This window comes from Paractinoplanes rhizophilus, assembly GCF_042664765.1.
Taxonomy (GTDB): Bacteria; Actinomycetota; Actinomycetes; order Mycobacteriales; family Micromonosporaceae; genus Actinoplanes; species Actinoplanes rhizophilus.
Window position 1 is genome coordinate 51168 of the sequence record NZ_JBHTBJ010000039.1, and the last position, 14517, is coordinate 65684.

The 14517-nt window shown below is 72.2% G+C and carries 15 protein-coding genes and 1 pseudogene; 4 read left to right on the top strand and 12 right to left on the bottom strand.

The window, feature by feature from the left end; all coding sequences use genetic code 11:
- Positions 1-7: 7 nt before the first annotated feature.
- Positions 8-838, top strand: coding sequence for a class II glutamine amidotransferase (locus ACFQS1_RS33420; RefSeq protein ID WP_378976004.1), 831 nt, complete (start codon positions 8-10; stop codon positions 836-838).
- A 27-nt stretch (positions 839-865) separates the two neighbouring features.
- Here ACFQS1_RS33420 and ACFQS1_RS33425 read toward each other — a convergent pair whose 3' ends face one another.
- The 5 genes from ACFQS1_RS33425 to ACFQS1_RS33445 form a co-directional block, all read right to left on the bottom strand.
- The gene (locus ACFQS1_RS33425; protein WP_378976005.1) at positions 866-2737 is read right to left on the bottom strand and encodes a hypothetical protein; all 1872 of its coding nucleotides are present in this window, start codon (positions 2735-2737) and stop codon (positions 866-868) included.
- Positions 2738-2809: 72 nt separating this feature from the next.
- A complete protein-coding gene (locus tag ACFQS1_RS33430; protein ID WP_378976006.1) occupies positions 2810-3259 on the bottom strand; it encodes an RDD family protein in 450 nt (149 codons plus the stop codon).
- 28 nt (positions 3260-3287) lie between these two features.
- The gene (locus ACFQS1_RS33435; RefSeq protein WP_378976007.1) at positions 3288-3770 is read right to left on the bottom strand and encodes a hypothetical protein; all 483 of its coding nucleotides are present in this window, start codon (positions 3768-3770) and stop codon (positions 3288-3290) included.
- A 1-nt stretch (position 3771) separates the two neighbouring features.
- The gene (locus ACFQS1_RS33440) at positions 3772-4203 is read right to left on the bottom strand and encodes a DUF7144 family membrane protein (protein ID WP_378976008.1); all 432 of its coding nucleotides are present in this window, start codon (positions 4201-4203) and stop codon (positions 3772-3774) included.
- Complete coding sequence (locus ACFQS1_RS33445; protein WP_378976009.1) at positions 4203-4715, bottom strand: DUF6069 family protein; 513 nt, start codon at positions 4713-4715, stop codon at positions 4203-4205. The genes ACFQS1_RS33440 and ACFQS1_RS33445 overlap by 1 nt, the downstream gene beginning before the upstream one ends.
- A gap of 177 nt (positions 4716-4892) precedes the next feature.
- Between ACFQS1_RS33445 and ACFQS1_RS40705 the strand changes: the two genes are divergently transcribed.
- Positions 4893-5246 (top strand): DUF7144 family membrane protein, encoded by a 354-nt coding sequence (locus tag ACFQS1_RS40705; protein ID WP_465263230.1) that lies wholly within the window; start codon positions 4893-4895, stop codon positions 5244-5246.
- Positions 5247-5315: 69 nt separating this feature from the next.
- On the opposite strand, the pseudogene ACFQS1_RS33450 reads toward ACFQS1_RS40705, so the two are convergent.
- The 6 genes and pseudogenes from ACFQS1_RS33450 to ACFQS1_RS33475 form a co-directional block, all read right to left on the bottom strand.
- Positions 5316-6107: pseudogene (locus ACFQS1_RS33450) on the bottom strand (YhjD/YihY/BrkB family envelope integrity protein); the annotation flags it as partial.
- A gap of 1 nt (position 6108) precedes the next feature.
- Positions 6109-8769 carry a winged helix-turn-helix domain-containing protein gene (locus ACFQS1_RS33455; protein ID WP_378976011.1) on the bottom strand — a complete coding sequence of 887 codons (2661 nt, stop codon included), beginning with the start codon at positions 8767-8769 and terminating at the stop codon, positions 6109-6111.
- Positions 8770-8915: 146 nt separating this feature from the next.
- Positions 8916-10013: a carboxylate-amine ligase gene (locus ACFQS1_RS33460; protein WP_378976012.1), complete on the bottom strand. Its 1098-nt coding sequence runs from the start codon at positions 10011-10013 to the stop codon at positions 8916-8918.
- 112 nt (positions 10014-10125) lie between these two features.
- On the bottom strand, positions 10126-10617 hold the full coding sequence (locus tag ACFQS1_RS33465) for a hypothetical protein (RefSeq protein ID WP_378976013.1): 492 nt from the start codon (positions 10615-10617) through the stop codon (positions 10126-10128).
- 122 nt (positions 10618-10739) lie between these two features.
- Positions 10740-11168: a hypothetical protein gene (locus tag ACFQS1_RS33470; protein WP_378976014.1), complete on the bottom strand. Its 429-nt coding sequence runs from the start codon at positions 11166-11168 to the stop codon at positions 10740-10742.
- A complete protein-coding gene (locus ACFQS1_RS33475) occupies positions 11165-12634 on the bottom strand; it encodes an APC family permease (RefSeq protein ID WP_378976018.1) in 1470 nt (489 codons plus the stop codon). Before ACFQS1_RS33475 ends, ACFQS1_RS33470 begins: the two co-directional genes overlap by 4 nt.
- 105 nt (positions 12635-12739) lie before the next feature.
- Between ACFQS1_RS33475 and ACFQS1_RS33480 the strand changes: the two genes are divergently transcribed.
- The gene (locus ACFQS1_RS33480; protein ID WP_378976015.1) at positions 12740-13513 is read left to right on the top strand and encodes an N-formylglutamate amidohydrolase; all 774 of its coding nucleotides are present in this window, start codon (positions 12740-12742) and stop codon (positions 13511-13513) included.
- A 162-nt stretch (positions 13514-13675) separates the two neighbouring features.
- On the opposite strand, the gene ACFQS1_RS33485 is transcribed toward ACFQS1_RS33480, so the two are convergent.
- Positions 13676-14269: a TetR/AcrR family transcriptional regulator gene (locus tag ACFQS1_RS33485; protein WP_378976016.1), complete on the bottom strand. Its 594-nt coding sequence runs from the start codon at positions 14267-14269 to the stop codon at positions 13676-13678.
- Between the two features lie 60 nt (positions 14270-14329).
- Here ACFQS1_RS33485 and ACFQS1_RS33490 point away from each other — a divergent pair.
- A partial coding sequence (locus tag ACFQS1_RS33490) for a hypothetical protein (protein ID WP_378976017.1) occupies positions 14330-14517 on the top strand: 188 nt, incomplete at its 3' end.

Consider the following 14517-nt stretch of genomic DNA (forward strand, 5'->3'; position numbering starts at 1 on the left):
GAACCCGATGTGCCGATGGCTGGCGTATTCCGGAACGCCCATCCTGCTCGACGAACTGCTCTACAAGCCGCGATACTCGCTCATCGACCAGAGCATGCACTCCCGGCTCGGCGTCGAGACCACCAACGGCGACGGCGTCGGCGTCGGCTGGTACGAACCCTCCGACCAGCCCGTCCCCGCCCTGTTCCGCGGTACCGGCCCGGCCTGGGGCGACGTCAACCTGCGCGAGCTCGCCCGGGTGACCCGCTCCGGGCTGTTCCTCGCGCACATCCGCGCCAGCACCGGCACCCCCGTGCAGCAGACCAACTGCCACCCCTTCCGGTACGGCCGCTGGCTGTGGTGCCACAACGGGGCCATCCACGACTTCCGTGAGCTGCGCCGCGACCTGATGCTGGCGATCGACCCCGACCTGTTCCCGAGCGTCGCCGGCTCCACCGACTCGGAGGTCATGTTCTACCTGGCGCTGACCTTCGGCCTGCGCGACGATCCGCTGCGCGCCGTCGAGCGGATGGCCGGCTTCGTCGAGCAGGTCGCCCGCGCGCACGGCGTGGCCAGCCCGCTGCAGATGACGGTGGGCGCCACCGACGGCGACCGGGTCTGGGCCTTCCGCTACTCCAGCGAGGGCAAGAGCCGCACGTTGTCCTTCAGCACCGCGCTGACCGCGTTACGCGCGCTGCACCCCGACATGGAGCTGCTGCGCGGGCTCTCCGAGGAGACCCGGCTCGTCGTCTCCGAGCCCCTCGGCGAGCTGGCGGGCGCCTGGAACGAGGTGCCCGAGTCGAGTTACGGCGTCGTCCAGAAGGGCGACGACGAGCTCGGCGCGTTCACCCCGCGCTGACCCCGGCACGGCTGACTCCGGCACGGCTCACGGGCAGGGGCCGCCGGCGCAGACGTCGACGACCTTGCCGGTGAGCAGGAACGTCGCCTTCTGGAGCTGGGCCGAGGGCTGGGCGCGGGGGAACTCGTGCGGGTCGGTGCCGTACTGCGGGCCCACCGGTGCGAGGTTGGTGGGCGGCGGCGCGGACGCCTGGCCGCTGTTCCACAGCACGAGCGCCGAGCCCCGGTACGGGTAGTGGGGGATCGGCTTGATGCCCCAGAACGGGACCACCTCGTCGGACCAGCCGGGGGCCAGCGCCGGCCGGTGGATGCGGGCGCCGATGGTGCGCGCCTCGACCTGCGCGGCGGCCGGGGAGACCTGGTGATCGCCGAACGCCACGTGCATCAGGATCTGGTGCCGCGGCGTGCCGGGCAGCGGATCGCCGGTCAGGTGCTGGGCGTAGCCGTTCGCCTCGCCGCGGTCCCACAGCATCTGGATCAGCGCGAGGATCAGCTGCTGGTCCTTCTTGCCGGGATAGGCCTGATCCATGAGCTGCTGGAACGGCGCGAAGTCGACGCTGCGCTGCAGCAGGGTGCTGTAGTTCATCGCGGGCACGCCGAGCACCGAGCGGGTCCAGTCCTGGGCGATGGCGGTGAGCGCGCCGCCGTTGATGCCGCCCTGGCTGTTGCCGTCGTAGTGCAGGCCGCCGGCCCGGTCGAGCAGGCTGCGGCCCCTCGCGTCGCGGAAGGCGGGGCTCGAGGCGAAGCCGCCGGGCGCGGTCATCGCCCGGCCCAGGAACAGGAAGTTGAGGAAGCTCTGCTGCAGCCGGTCGGGCACGGCCGGGAACTGGCTCAGGTCGCTCCAGACCCCGGCGACGAACGGGATGTCGCCGTTGGACAGCCCGATCCAGCTCGTCGCGCAGAACATGAAATCGTACGTCTGCGACATGTCCTTGACGTTGCCCGCGTTGATCTCGGTGGGCGCGCCGAGGAGCCCGTGCCCGTAGAGCGAGAGGTGAGCCGGCCGGGCCGCGGTCGCCGAGCGCGGGATGTTGCAGACGAAGTCGGAAGCCAGATCGGATCCGGCCGCGGTGGGCAGGTCGCCGGCCCGCCCATAGTGCAGCCGGGAGCCGGGCCCGCCGTCGCCGGTGAGGTAGCTCGGCACGGCGACCGTGCCGCGCACCTGGCGGGCGATGCGGGCGTCCTGCTCGGGGGTGTAATCGGTGACCTGGGTGACGGTGAACGCGGGCGCGCGCCGGCCGAGCTTGGCGAACGCGTCGTCGCGCATGCGCAGCACCCGGGCGGTGAGCCCGCGCTCGCTGGCGACCGTGAAGTCCCACGCCAGATACAGATCGTGGCGCAGGCCGGGCGGCAGGTGCGGCGTGGTCGCGTGCCGGGGCGCGCGGATCAGGGCGCCGGAGTGGGTGCGCATGCCGCGCAGGACGACGAGGTATCGGGTGGCCTCGCGCAGGGCCACCGCGGGCCGGATGATGAGCAGTTGCTCGCCGGGAACCCCGTGGGCGTCGAGCTCGGCCCAATAGGGCACGCGTTTTCCCGTACGCGTGTCGATGAGCGCGATGGGCGCGCCGGGCGCGAGCGATCGTCCGATGTCGGTGACCGGTGCGATGCCGGTGACCACCGGATCGAGGCCCGGCACCTCGGCGAGGATCGGCGTGCCGGGGCTGAAGCCGTCCTGCCGGTTCCACTCGGCGGGGTCGATGTGCTTGCCGGCCACGTTCGCCGGCAGCGCGCCGGCGGCGAAATGCACCCGCAGGCCGGTCGGGCTGGTCCGGTCGCGGACGGTGAACCGGTTGCTGGGGAACGGGAGCAGGCCCGGCGCCGGCGGGTGGGCGGCGGCGACGCCCGGCGGCGCCAGCAGCGACAGCACGACGACGACCAGGGGCAGGAGCCGGCGCTTCATGGGCACACTCCGTTGTAGACCCTTCGGTGGTGATCCCTGTCTACGCCGCCCGGGCGGCCCGGGCAATCGTCCTTATCGCCGGATGACCACGGTGCGCGCGACCAGGTCGTGGATCGCCCGGTGCCGCCGGTCGACCAGCAGCCACAGCGAGCCGATCGGGAAGTACGCCAGCAGCACGGCCCGCACCAGCGCCGACCACCAGCGCACCCGGTCGCGGGAGCTGCCGACCACCCGCACCCCGACCACGGCCATGCCGGGGGTGCGGCCGGTCAGGCCCCAGAACACCGTGCAGTAGAGGGCGAACACGACCGGCAGCCCGACCAGGTAGGTCGTCGTGAGCGTGCGGGCCAGGTCGCGGGCGTCGCTGCCGACGACCGACGCGACCAGGTAGATCCCGGCGGCGGCTCCGGTCGAGGCGATGGCGACGATCAGACAGTCGGCGACGTACGCGATGGTCCGGCTCACCACGCCCGCGAAGCCGGCCACGGACAGGACCGGCTTCGCGGAGATCGTGGCGCTCATCGGGGTCTCCCTGTGCGACGGATCGGGGTCAGTGCAGAAGGATCTTCAGGAAGATCATGACGCCGCCGAACGCGCCCGCGACCAGCGTGGACACCACCCGCTCGCCCGGGTGCAGGCGAGCGCCCATCCGCCATCCGGCCAGGCCGAGCAGCAGCGTGCTGGTGATCAGCGCGAACAGGATCGCCAGGTTCATCCCCGCGCCGGCCGCCCGCGCCAGCAGCAGCACGAGCAGGGGCACCAGCGACGCGCTCATGATCTCCCAGCCGGTGGTGAGCTGCTCGCGCACGGCGCGCCAGCCGGGCCGGTGTCCCTCGTGGATCCGTTCGGCGACGATCCGGGCGTACCGCTCGGCCAGCCAGTAGATGATCAGGGTGACCAGGACGATGAGGTCGAGCTTGTAGGCGGTCTCGGCGTGCGCCGTCACCAGCACGGCCGAGCTGACGATGACGCCGTAGATCCCGGCCGCGGTTCCCTCGGCGGTCTTGTGGGTCAGCCGGATCCGCAGCGACACGTCAGCCGCGCTCCGAGCGGCGCAGCAACTTGGCCTCCGCGCCGTGCACGGCCAGCGCATAGATGGCGATCAGGTCCAGGCCGATCGCGATGATCGACCAGATCGGGTACGCGGCCAGGAAGGTCAGATTGATCAGCGCGTGCAGGAACACGATGATCAGCGAGAGCAACCGGGCCCAGAGATATCCGAACATCACGGCGTACCCGGCGCCGATGAGCAGCACCCCGAACGCGATCAGCGTCCAGCCCCAGACCGAGTAGCTCACGTCGAGGGCCAGGGCCTCGGCCGCGACCAGGTAGAAGTCGTCGTCGAGAAGCGCCACCAGGCCCTGGATCACGCTGATCAGGCCACTGACGATCATGACGATGCCGAGGAACAGGATCCAGCCGATCCACTTGGTGAGGCCTCCGCGCCGAGCGGCGTGCTGCGACATCAGCGGTATCCCGTCTGTGGTGGAGGTGGTGGCGGAGTCGTGCCGGCGCCGCGCCGCATCACGCCCGGCCGCAGCGCGCTCTTCGCGACGCCGGCGACGAGCGTGCCGATCGCCACGCCGAGCACCAGGTTGAGGCCGGCGGTGTACCAGCGCGAGCCCTGGTCCTCGGTGGTGACGAACGGCGCCAGCATCGCGGCCACGGTGGCCAGCCCCACCACCCAGCCGAAGAAGCGCATCGGCTTCGGCGTGGTGAGGATGAGCAGCTGGATCAGGCCGGTGGCGAGCAGGGCGGCGACGGCGGCGCCGAGCGCGTACCAGCCGGTGGAGGCGTCGCCCCAGACGCCCTCGCCCTTGGGGGCGAGCACCTCGACGTCGAAGACGCCGCGGCCGAACATGATGCCGACGACCGCGATCAGCGCGGCCACCACCGCGGTGGCGGCGCCGCCGGCCCAGAGGCGGCCGGAGCTCAGCACGGGCTGCGGCGGTGTCGGCGGTCGATAGACGTTGGTCATTGACGTCCTCCTCGAGAACTGCCCGAGTCGCTCCCGAGTATCGCCAGCGAGCCGCGCGGCGTACCTCATCCGGCGAGGGTGACGCGGTACGCCTGCGCCGCGGGCGACGCTGATCGGGTGACAGATCACGAGAAGGCGCCGACCGGCTGGATCGCCTGGGTCCTGTTCGGCGGCCTAATGCTGGTGCTCCTGGGCGGCGCCCACCTGACCGTCGGGTCGCTGGCCCTGGTCCGGCCCGAGGCGCTGGAGGGCTCCCGGTCCGACCTGCTGCTCGGCGTCGGGCTGACCACCCTCGGGTGGATCCACGTCGTCCTCGGCGTGGTCCTCATGGTCGCCGGCGGCGGGCTCATGCTCGGTCAGGTCTGGGCCCGCGGCATCGCGATCGTCCTGGCCTGCGCCGCCCTCCTGATCAATTTCGCGTTCGCCGGCGCCTACCCGATCTGGTCGGTCGCCGCGATCGGCCTGGCCGCCGTGGTCCTGTACGCCCTGGTGGCGCACGGCGCCGAGCTGACGCGCGCGTACCGCCACTGACAGCGCCCGCAGTCCCGCCTCGCCGCGGATCACCCGGCCCAGCAGGCTCCGGTCGGTGGCGAGCACCTGACCGATCACGGCCGCGCCGAGCAGGCAGAACGAGATGACGTACAGCCATCCGATGTAGGTGAACGCCAGCCCGATCGTGCCGTAGTGCTGATCGCTGGAGCGCAGCGCCCGGGGCATGTAGATCTGCCCGGCCGGCCGCACGGCCAGCATGACCAGCCCGAACACCAGCCCGCCCGGCACCAGCCGGCGGGCCGGGACGGCGCCGCCGAGCAGCATCGCCGGCACCAGGACGGTGATCAGGACATCGGCCAGGAACAGCGCGGCGCTGTCGGTGATCCAGGCCAGCGGCAGGTGGCCGGCGACCGCGCCGATGGCCCGGCTGATCAGGACGAACGCGCTCAGCAGCAGCACCACCAGGAGCCAGCGCCCGGCCGCGCCGACCCCGGACCGCACCTTGCCGACGTCCCAGACCGACGCGTACGCCCGGACCATGGCGCGGGCCAGCGAGGTGGCGGACACGAGCACGATCAGGATGCTCAGCAGGCTGAACGTGCCGAACCCGCGCTCGTCGAGGGCGTCGGTCAGCAGCCGCCGCGACGACTCGGGCAGGTCCAGCGCTTCGGCGAACTCGTCCGAGTGGCCGGCCCCGAGCGCGGTGGCGAAGACGATCAACAGGGGGAAGATCGACGTGAACGCCTGCGCCGCCAGGGTCATGGCCCGGTCGAAGATCTGGATCCGGACCAGCCCGGCGGCGCAGTCGAGCAGGATCCGGCCGAACCACGAGGCCAGCACGAGCGCGGCTCGCGGGCGTAGCCACCCGGGCAGGGCGGCCAGCCCGCGGTCCGCGTCCATCTCAGATCAGGCCGAGCGAGCGTGCCCGCCGCACGGCCTCGTTGCGCCGCGACGCCGACAGCTTGCGCAGGATGCTGCGCACGTGGGTCTTGACGGTGTTGACCGAGACGTACAGCGAAGCGGCGATCTCCTCGGTGGGCAGCATCGCCGCCATGCCCTCGAGCACCTCCATCTCGCGCTTGCTGAGCGCCTCGAAGACCAGCACGGTCGCGGCCGCCGCCGGCGCGGCGTGCGCCGCGCCCTGGAGCTGTTTGTACTGGGTGGCGAGCTCGTCGTCGTCGCGCAGCACCCGGCGCAGGTCGGCCCAGACCTGCTGGACCGCCCGGCGCTGGGACTCGGGCGCGGCGGCCCGCAGCGCCTGACGCAGCGCGCCGCGCGCCTGCTCGGCCTCGCCGCGACGGGCCGCCACCGAGGCGAGGACCAGCCAGGCCTCCAAGCTCACCGGGCCGGCCGCCCCGGCCGCCCCGGCCACCGGCTCGACCAGCCGCCACGCCTGCTCCGTCTCGCCGGCCGCGGCCAGCGCCGCTGCCCGCACCACGGTGGCGTCCTCGGCGTCCGGCTCGGGCAGCTCGCCGAGCGCCTCGATGGCCTGGTCCGGCCGGTTCATGGTGACCAGCAGCCGGGCCCGGGTGAGCGCGAGCTGCCGGGTGAGCCAGGACGGCGCGGCCTGCCCGCCGGGCACGTGTCCGGCGTCGGCGAGCGCGGTGAGCGCGCCGCGGAGTTCGCCACGCGCCTGCAGCCGGCGAGAGCGGATCAGCGCGAACGCGGCGTGGATCATGCCGTCGGCCGGGCGGATCCGGCGCGGGTCGGCGGCCCGCAGGTGCCGGCCGGCGGTGTCGATGTCGTAGCGCTCCATCGCCACCCACGCGAGCGCCAGCTCGGCCCCGACCGGTCGCGACGCGCCGACTCCCATTCGGTCGGCCAGCTCCGTCGCCTGGTCGGCGAGCTTCTCGGCGTGCCGCAGCCGCCCCCGGTACGCCTCGATCAGAGCCAGATGAGCCAGCGCGCCGACACGGATGCCGTCGCAGGTGCCCGGCGCCGAGGTGACCACCTGGGTGAGGGTGATCGCGGCCGCGTCCACGGCCCCGATCCGGCTCTGCGCGTCGCCGCGGGTGGCGAGCACCAGGACCCGCAGCTCGTCGTCGCGCTCTCGCCGGCCGGGCGGCGTCCGGCCGAGCAGCTCCTCGGCCGCCGAGGCGGCGTGCAGCACGGCGTCCGTGTCGTCGTGCTGGCGGGCCAGCATGGCGTCGGTGAGCAGGTGGGCAAGGGCCAGCGCGGGGCTGTAGCCCGACGGCTTGCTGATCATCAGCTCTTCGGCCCGCGCCAGCTGCGCCGCGCTGGTCTCGCAGTCGCGTACGTCGAGAGCCAGCGCCGCCGCGATGACCGCTCCCTCGGGGCTCTCCAGGTCGCCGGGCATCCCGGACAGCAGGAGACCCAGCCGGCTCTGCCGCCCGTCGATCAGCAGCCGGCCGATCGCGTACTCCTCGATCACGGTCGACGCCGCGAGCGTCCAGTCGCCGGCCGTCGCGGCGTGGCCGACCGCCTCGATGAGCTGGCCGGAGGCGGCGAACCACGCGGCGGCCCGGCGGTGCAGCTCCGGGATCCGTTCCGGCGCCTCCCGGGCGAGCTGAGCCTGTAGCAGCTCCGCGAACAGCCGGTGACACCGGTACGCGTTGTCGCCGGCCGGCTGGACGAACGCGTTCTGCCGGCAGAGCACGGTCAGCAGCTGTCGCGAGTCGGCGCGCCCGGTGACGGCCGCGGCGAGCTCCGGGGTGAAAGTGTCGAGGACGCTGGTCTCCAGCAGGAACGTGCGCACGTGCTCGGGCTGGATGCGCAGCACCTCGTCCACGAAGTACTCGGCGATGGTGGCCTCGTTGCCGGTGATCGTGGCGACCAGGCTCTCCGCGTCGCCGGAGTCCTCGAGCGCCATGGCGAACAGGCGCAGCCCGGCGGCCCAGCCCTCGGTGTGCTGCAGCAGCTGATCCATCGCGTCCGGGCTCAGCGGCACCCGGTGCAGGCCGAGCAGCTCGGCGGCCTCGTCGGCGGTGAACGCCAGGTCCTCGCTGCGCACCTCCTCGAGCCGGCCGGCCAGCCGGTAGCGGTGCAGGGGGAGCGGGGGATCCCAGCGGCCGACCAGCACCAGCCGCAGCATCCGGCCGGCGTGCCGCAGCACGAACTCCAGGTCGGTGGCCCAGGCCTGGCCGCTCAGATTGGCGACGCCGTCCAGGACCAGCACGACGGGTTCGGCGCGCTCGGCCAGCGCGGCGGCCAGCCGCACCAGGAAGGAGCGGTCCGCGCCGGCGTGCAGCGACGGCGCGAGTTCCACGCCGGCGCGGCGCAGGGCCTCGAGGACGTACGCCCAGAACAGGCCGCTCTGGTTGTCCTCCTCCTCGAGCGTGATCCAGCCGATCGGATATCCGGGCGTGCCCTCGGCCGCCCAGGAGGCGACGAGCTGGGTCTTGCCGGCGCCGGCGGGGCCGACGACGAGCGTGACCGGCTCGCGGACGCCGCGGGCGAGGCGCTCGGTGAGCCGGGGACGGGCCACCAGGAAGGCGGGTGGCTCGGGCACGGCGAACTTCGATTGCAGCAACGGATCGCCGCCGGTGGCCGGGGCCGCCGCCGGGATGGAGATCGGTGCCGGGACGACGAGCTCAGATGTCACGATGCTCCCTCCGCAGGCACAGCGTCGGAATGACTGGATCATCGTTGACCGCGGGTGACGAGTCCCGCATCGTCCGAAACGGATTAAGCGCTCAGTGACCCTCTCACTACGCGAAGCCAAACTCTCCTGGTCGCGTTGACATATCTCTATTTGTGTGTACTCACCACTCCCGCCGTCGCATGGGCCAGGAAGTCGACGAACCCCTCCGGCGATCCGGTCCGGGCCCAGGCCTTCCGTTGCCGGTCGGCGCCCGTCCCCTCGTGCCGCAGCCGCTCCAGGTTCTGATGGACTTCCTCGGCCTCTCCCCAGGCGGCGAGGGCCGGGGCCACCTTCGCCATCAGGCGGGCGACCGCGCCCGCGGCGACCGGCGCCGTCCCGGCGTGCGTCCGGCCGCGGCGGATCCGCACCTGCCCGTGCGCGGCCGTCAGCAGGTGCGCGTCGACGACCCCGGTGGGGACCCGTGGGGTGGCGATGTTGTGCCGCGCGTCCTCGATCAGCGTGGCGACCAGGGCGCGCACCACGGCGGCGAAGAGGACGGTGTCGTCGACGCTGAGGCAGGCGTCGGCGACCCGGACCTCGACCGTCGGGTAGCGCTCGGAGAGCCGGGCCAGGAAGAAGACGGCGCCCGCGTCGTACGCCGCGCCGGCGCCCACCAGCGAGCTCACCACCCGGTCGTACCGGGCCGCCCCGGCCCACGCCCCGGGCGGCCGGAACGTCGGCCAGCGTTGCTGCAGGTGGTAGCGGTAGCTCGCCCAGCCGGTGTCCCGATCGCCGGCGAACGGCGAGTTCACGGTGAGCGCCAGCAGCGCCGGCAGCCACGGCCGGATCCGGGCGAGCACCTCGACGGCGAGGTCCCGGTCCGGCACGCCGATGTGCACCTGACACGCGCAGGAGCTGCCGGCCACGACCGCGCCCGGGAAGCGCCCGGCGATCTCGCGGAACCGGGTCTCGTCGGTCACCGCGCCCAGCGGCCCGGCGGCGAACGGCGGCGCCCCCACCGCGACCAGGTTCGCGCCGGCCCGGCGGGCGGCGTCGCTCGCCCGCAGCCGCAGCTGGGTCAGCTCCCGGCGGAGCTGGTCGAGCCGGGTGCAGACCGCGGTGGTGGTTTCCAGTTGATAGGCGAGAAACTCCGGTTTGATCTGATCGCCGGCCCGCGCCAGGCGGGCCACGTACGGCGCCGACGGCACCACCGCGCCGTCCGCGCCCAGCAGCAGGAACTCCTCTTCGACCCCGATCGTGAACATTGCGTCCCCATCGCTCGCCGCGTCACCGTGCCAGCAGCTTGCGATCGCACAACCGATGGCTGCCTCATCCGCGGAGAGTGATTCGATCTTCGAAGTGCCTGCGTACGGCGGGTCAGGCGTCGCGCCGTAGCACGCGCGTGGTGATCCGGTCGACCGCATCGTCGCCGGCCGCCGCGCCGCTGCGGATCCGGCCGACCAGTTCGTCCACCATGGTGTCCCGCTGGCCGCGCACCAGCGACTGGATCCGGTCCGGCTCCTTCTCCAGCAGCGCCAGGACGTCGTCGAGGATGTCCCGCACCAGCGGCCGCAGGATCCGCTCGACCTGGGCGTCGACCAGCCGGTTCACGACCGCCGAGGTGGCGACCGCGGTCATCGCCGCGTCCAGGGCCGCGGCCGCCCGCCGCTGGGCGCGCTCCCGCTCGGCCGCGCCGCGCCCGGCCATCTCGTCCAGCCGCCGTTGCACGGAGGTGGCGGTGCCGGCGAACGGCCGGGTGACCGAGAACCGCACGCCGGCGACCACCAGCTCGGCGGCGTCCTCGGCCTGATAGGCGGCGCCCACCAGCACGTCGCGCATCCGTGCCCCTTGCACCAGGATGAAGTTCATCGCGCACCCTTTCGTCGGTCCCGGTCAGCCTCCCGCCCGGGCCGCCACGCCTGCCTCATCCGGCCGGGGTGACGTGCCACGGGGAGGGCGGGACCGCCCTCCCCGTGCGACCGCCGCGGCGATCAGGCCGCGACGTCCGCGGTCTTCAAATCGTCGATCACCTGCTGGAAGTCCTCCGCCTCGTCCGGGCAGTAGACCTTGATGATCAGCGCGACGCCCCGGAGAACCCGGTTGTCCGCGATGATCGGCCGCTGGCCCGGACCCGCCGCGCCGTTGGTCAGCTGCCCGTACAGGATGCTCTTGACCAGCGCGTTGGCCGGCGCCGCGCAGACCGCGCCGCCGTCGTCGCCGAGCACGTTGTAGATCTGCTGGGCGTCCGGCACCGGCAGCCCGGCCGCGGCCAGCTCCTGGCTGAGCTGGGCGGCCTTGTCGACGGCCGCCTGGTTCTTCTTGTTGGAGTCGAAAATGGACACGGCCACGATCATGAAGCCCAGGAAGATCAGGCCGAGGACGATCCAGGTGACCTTCCGCTCGCGTTCCGCGCTCATCATGACTGCGCCACCTCCGCCTCATCCGCGCCCGCGGTCTTCCACGAGGGCTTGCGGGCCCGGTAGAACAGGAACGGCACGAGCAGGCCCAGGCCGAGCGCGCCGCCCGCCACGATCAGGACGTACACCAGCGGGTTGCCGTTGCCGAACTGCGACGGCGGGACGAACCCGATCAGCAGGGCGGCCAGCGACGCCGCGAAGCCGACGCCGCAGAGCCCGACCAGCATCGGCGCCCGGTAGCCGCGCGGGTGGTCCGGCTGGCTGCGCCGCAGCCGCACCGCGGCCACGAACATAAGCAGGTAGACGATCAGGTACACCTGCGTGGTGATCACCGAGAAGATCCAGTACACGCTGGAGACATCCGGGATGAGCGCGTAGCCCAGCGCGATCACGGTCGTGACCAGACCCTGGGTGACCAGGATGTTCTGTTGCACGCCGTGCTTGTTGAGCCGCTGCAGGAACGGCGGCAGGTAGCCCTCCTGGCGCGAGATCAGCAGCAGGCCCTTGGACGGGCCGGCCAGCCAGGTGAGCATGCCGCCCAGCGATGCCGCCACCAGCATGATGCCCACGATCGGGGTCAGCCAGGACGAGTTGAACTGCGCGAACATCGCGTCGAAGGCCTGCATGACGCCCGCGGTCAGCGACAGCTGGTCGGCCGGGACCACCCAGCTGATGGCCAGCGCCGGCAGGATGAAGATGACCAGCACCAGGCCCATGGCCAGGAACATCGACTTCGGGAACTCCTTGGCCGGGTTCTTGAGCGAGCCGACGTGCACGGCGTTCATCTCCATGCCGGAGTACGACAGGAAGTTGTTGACGATCAGCACCAGGCTGGACAGGCCCGCCCAGGCCGGCAGGAGGTGCCCGGCGTCCATCGGCGCGGCCGACTCGTTGCCCTGGCCGAGGAAGACGGTGCCCAGCACGACCAGCACGACGCCCGGAATCAGCGTCCCGATGATCAGGCCGCCGCTGGCGAGCCCGGCCACCGATCCGGTGCCCCGCGACGACACCCAGACGCCGGCCCAGTAGCAGACCATGATCACGATGGCGGTCCAGAGGCCGTTCGCCGCCAGCTCCGGGTTGATCACGTAGGCCAGCGTGCTGGCGACGAACCCCAGCAGGCTGGGGTAATAGAAGATCGTCATGGCGAACTGGCACCAGACCGCGAGGAAGCCCATCGGCTTCGACAGACCCTGGCTCACCCAGTTGTAGACGCCGCCCGTCCAGCCCGAGGCCAGCTCGGCCGAGACCAGCGAGGTCGGCAGCAGGAACACGATCGCCGGCACGATGTACAGGAAGATGCACGCCAGGCCGTAGACGGCCATGGTGGGCGCGGCGCGCAGGCTCGCCACCGAGCTGGTGGTCATCAGGGCCAGCGCGATCCACGAGATGTAGTGGATGGCTTTGGGTTTCGCGGCTGCGGATGGTGCCCCCGCCGCGGCTGGTGCCCGTCTCGCGGGCACGTCCATGGCGCTCACGCTGGATCCTTTCTGGTAGGGGTCCAGCGAAATCATCAGCGGCCATCGAAGCGGGCAACCTCATCCGCAGCGGGCTAAACGTTAGGCTCCCGGCCAATGATCTTCGAAATCACGCCCGGCGCCGCCTCGTCACCGGTGATCCTGCACGTGCCGCACGCCGCCCGCGCCATCACCCCGGCCGCCCGCGAGAGCCTGGTGGTCGACGATGCGATGTTGTCGGAGGAACTCGACAACCTCACCGACGCCCACACCGACCTCCTGGCCCGCCGGGCGGCGGGTCTCGCGGAGGTGCCACCCTGGATCTTCGAATATCGATGGTCGCGGCTGGTCGTGGATCCGGAAAGGTTTCCCGACGAACGCGAGGAAATGCGGGCGGTGGGCATGGGCGCCGTCTATACGCACGGCTTTGCGGGCCGCAAGCTGCGGGACGATGATTGGGTACGGGATCGGGCCCTTCTCCAAACACATTTTCGTCCGTACTCGGAAGCTTTCGCGGCGCTGGTTGCCGACCGGTGCGCCATCGCCGGCCGCTGCGTCATCGTGGACGTCCACTCCTATCCGACGGTGCGTCTCCCGTACGAGATGCATGGTCTCGGCCCGCGGCCACCGGTATGCCTGGGCACGGACCCGGAGCACACGCCCGGCTGGCTGCTTTCCGCCGCGCAGGCCGCCTTTCCGTCGTTCGCCCTGGACACGCCGTTCGCCGGCACTTATGTGCCGCTCGCTTTCCACGGCCGCGACCGGCGCGTCTCGTCCCTGATGATCGAGATCCGCCGCGACGGCTACATGACCGAGCCCGGCGGCCCTTTCCACGAGGGCCTGGACTCGCTGGCGGCCGCGCTGGCCCGCCTGATCAACGCGGTTTCCTGACCGCGCCGGAAAGTTTCGTCCCACGATTTCCGCCGCTCGCCCGCCTGTTCAACGCAGTTTCGTGGCCGGCGGGCCGGAAAGTTTCGGCCACGTTTTCGCGTCGGCCGATCAGCGCTGCCGGTGACCGGCGGCCTCGTCCACGATCCGCGCCGGCTCAGCCGATCAGCGCTGTTTCGTCACCAGCGGCAGGAAAACTTCGTCCACAATTTCCGCGATCGCCTGCTCGGACGCCGGTCGCAACGTCATCAACAGCTCGTGCCGCAGCAGGTCGCCGGGCACCGCCCGGACCCGTGGCGTCAGCCGTTCCGGGTCGACGTCGCCCCGCTCGATCGCCCGTTCCAGCACCCGGTCGAACCCGAACGGCCGCTGCCGCGCGGCCAGAAACTGCGCCCGCAACTCGGCCGGCGTGCTCCCCGTCTCGGCGAAGAACTCGCCCATCTGCACGCTGAACAGCGTGATCAACGCCGACCGCCGCCCCGACACGTCGCGCAACACGGCGATCAGATCGTCCCGGAACGACCCGGTGTCCGGCACCTCGGCGATCTCCTCGTACCGGCTGAAGTGCTGAATCGCCGCGATCGCGAGATCGGCCCGCTGCGCCCACCGCCGATAGATCACCGGCCGGCTCGTCCCGGCGCGGGCGGCCACCCCCTCGATCGTGAACCGCGCGTACCCCACGTCGGTGAGCTCCTGCCAGGCGGCTTCGAGCAGCGCCTCCTCGAGCGCAGCCCCCCGCCGCCGCGTCTCGCCGGCCATCAGCGCCCCGCCCCTAGATGCATCCTCGTATCTTATGCGCATGGCCGAGGCGGCGGCTCGATGTCGGTGGTGGCGGGTGCGTGGACGGGCCGCGGCGGTGGCCGGTGGCGAGGCCGCGGTGACGCGTCGGGCGGCGGCAAGTGCGCGTCGGCGCTGCTGGCGGCGGGCGGCGTGGCGCGGTGGCGGCGGCGAGCGGCGTGGTGCGGCGTGGTGCGGTGGCCGGCGGGCGACGACGTCAGCGGCGCGGC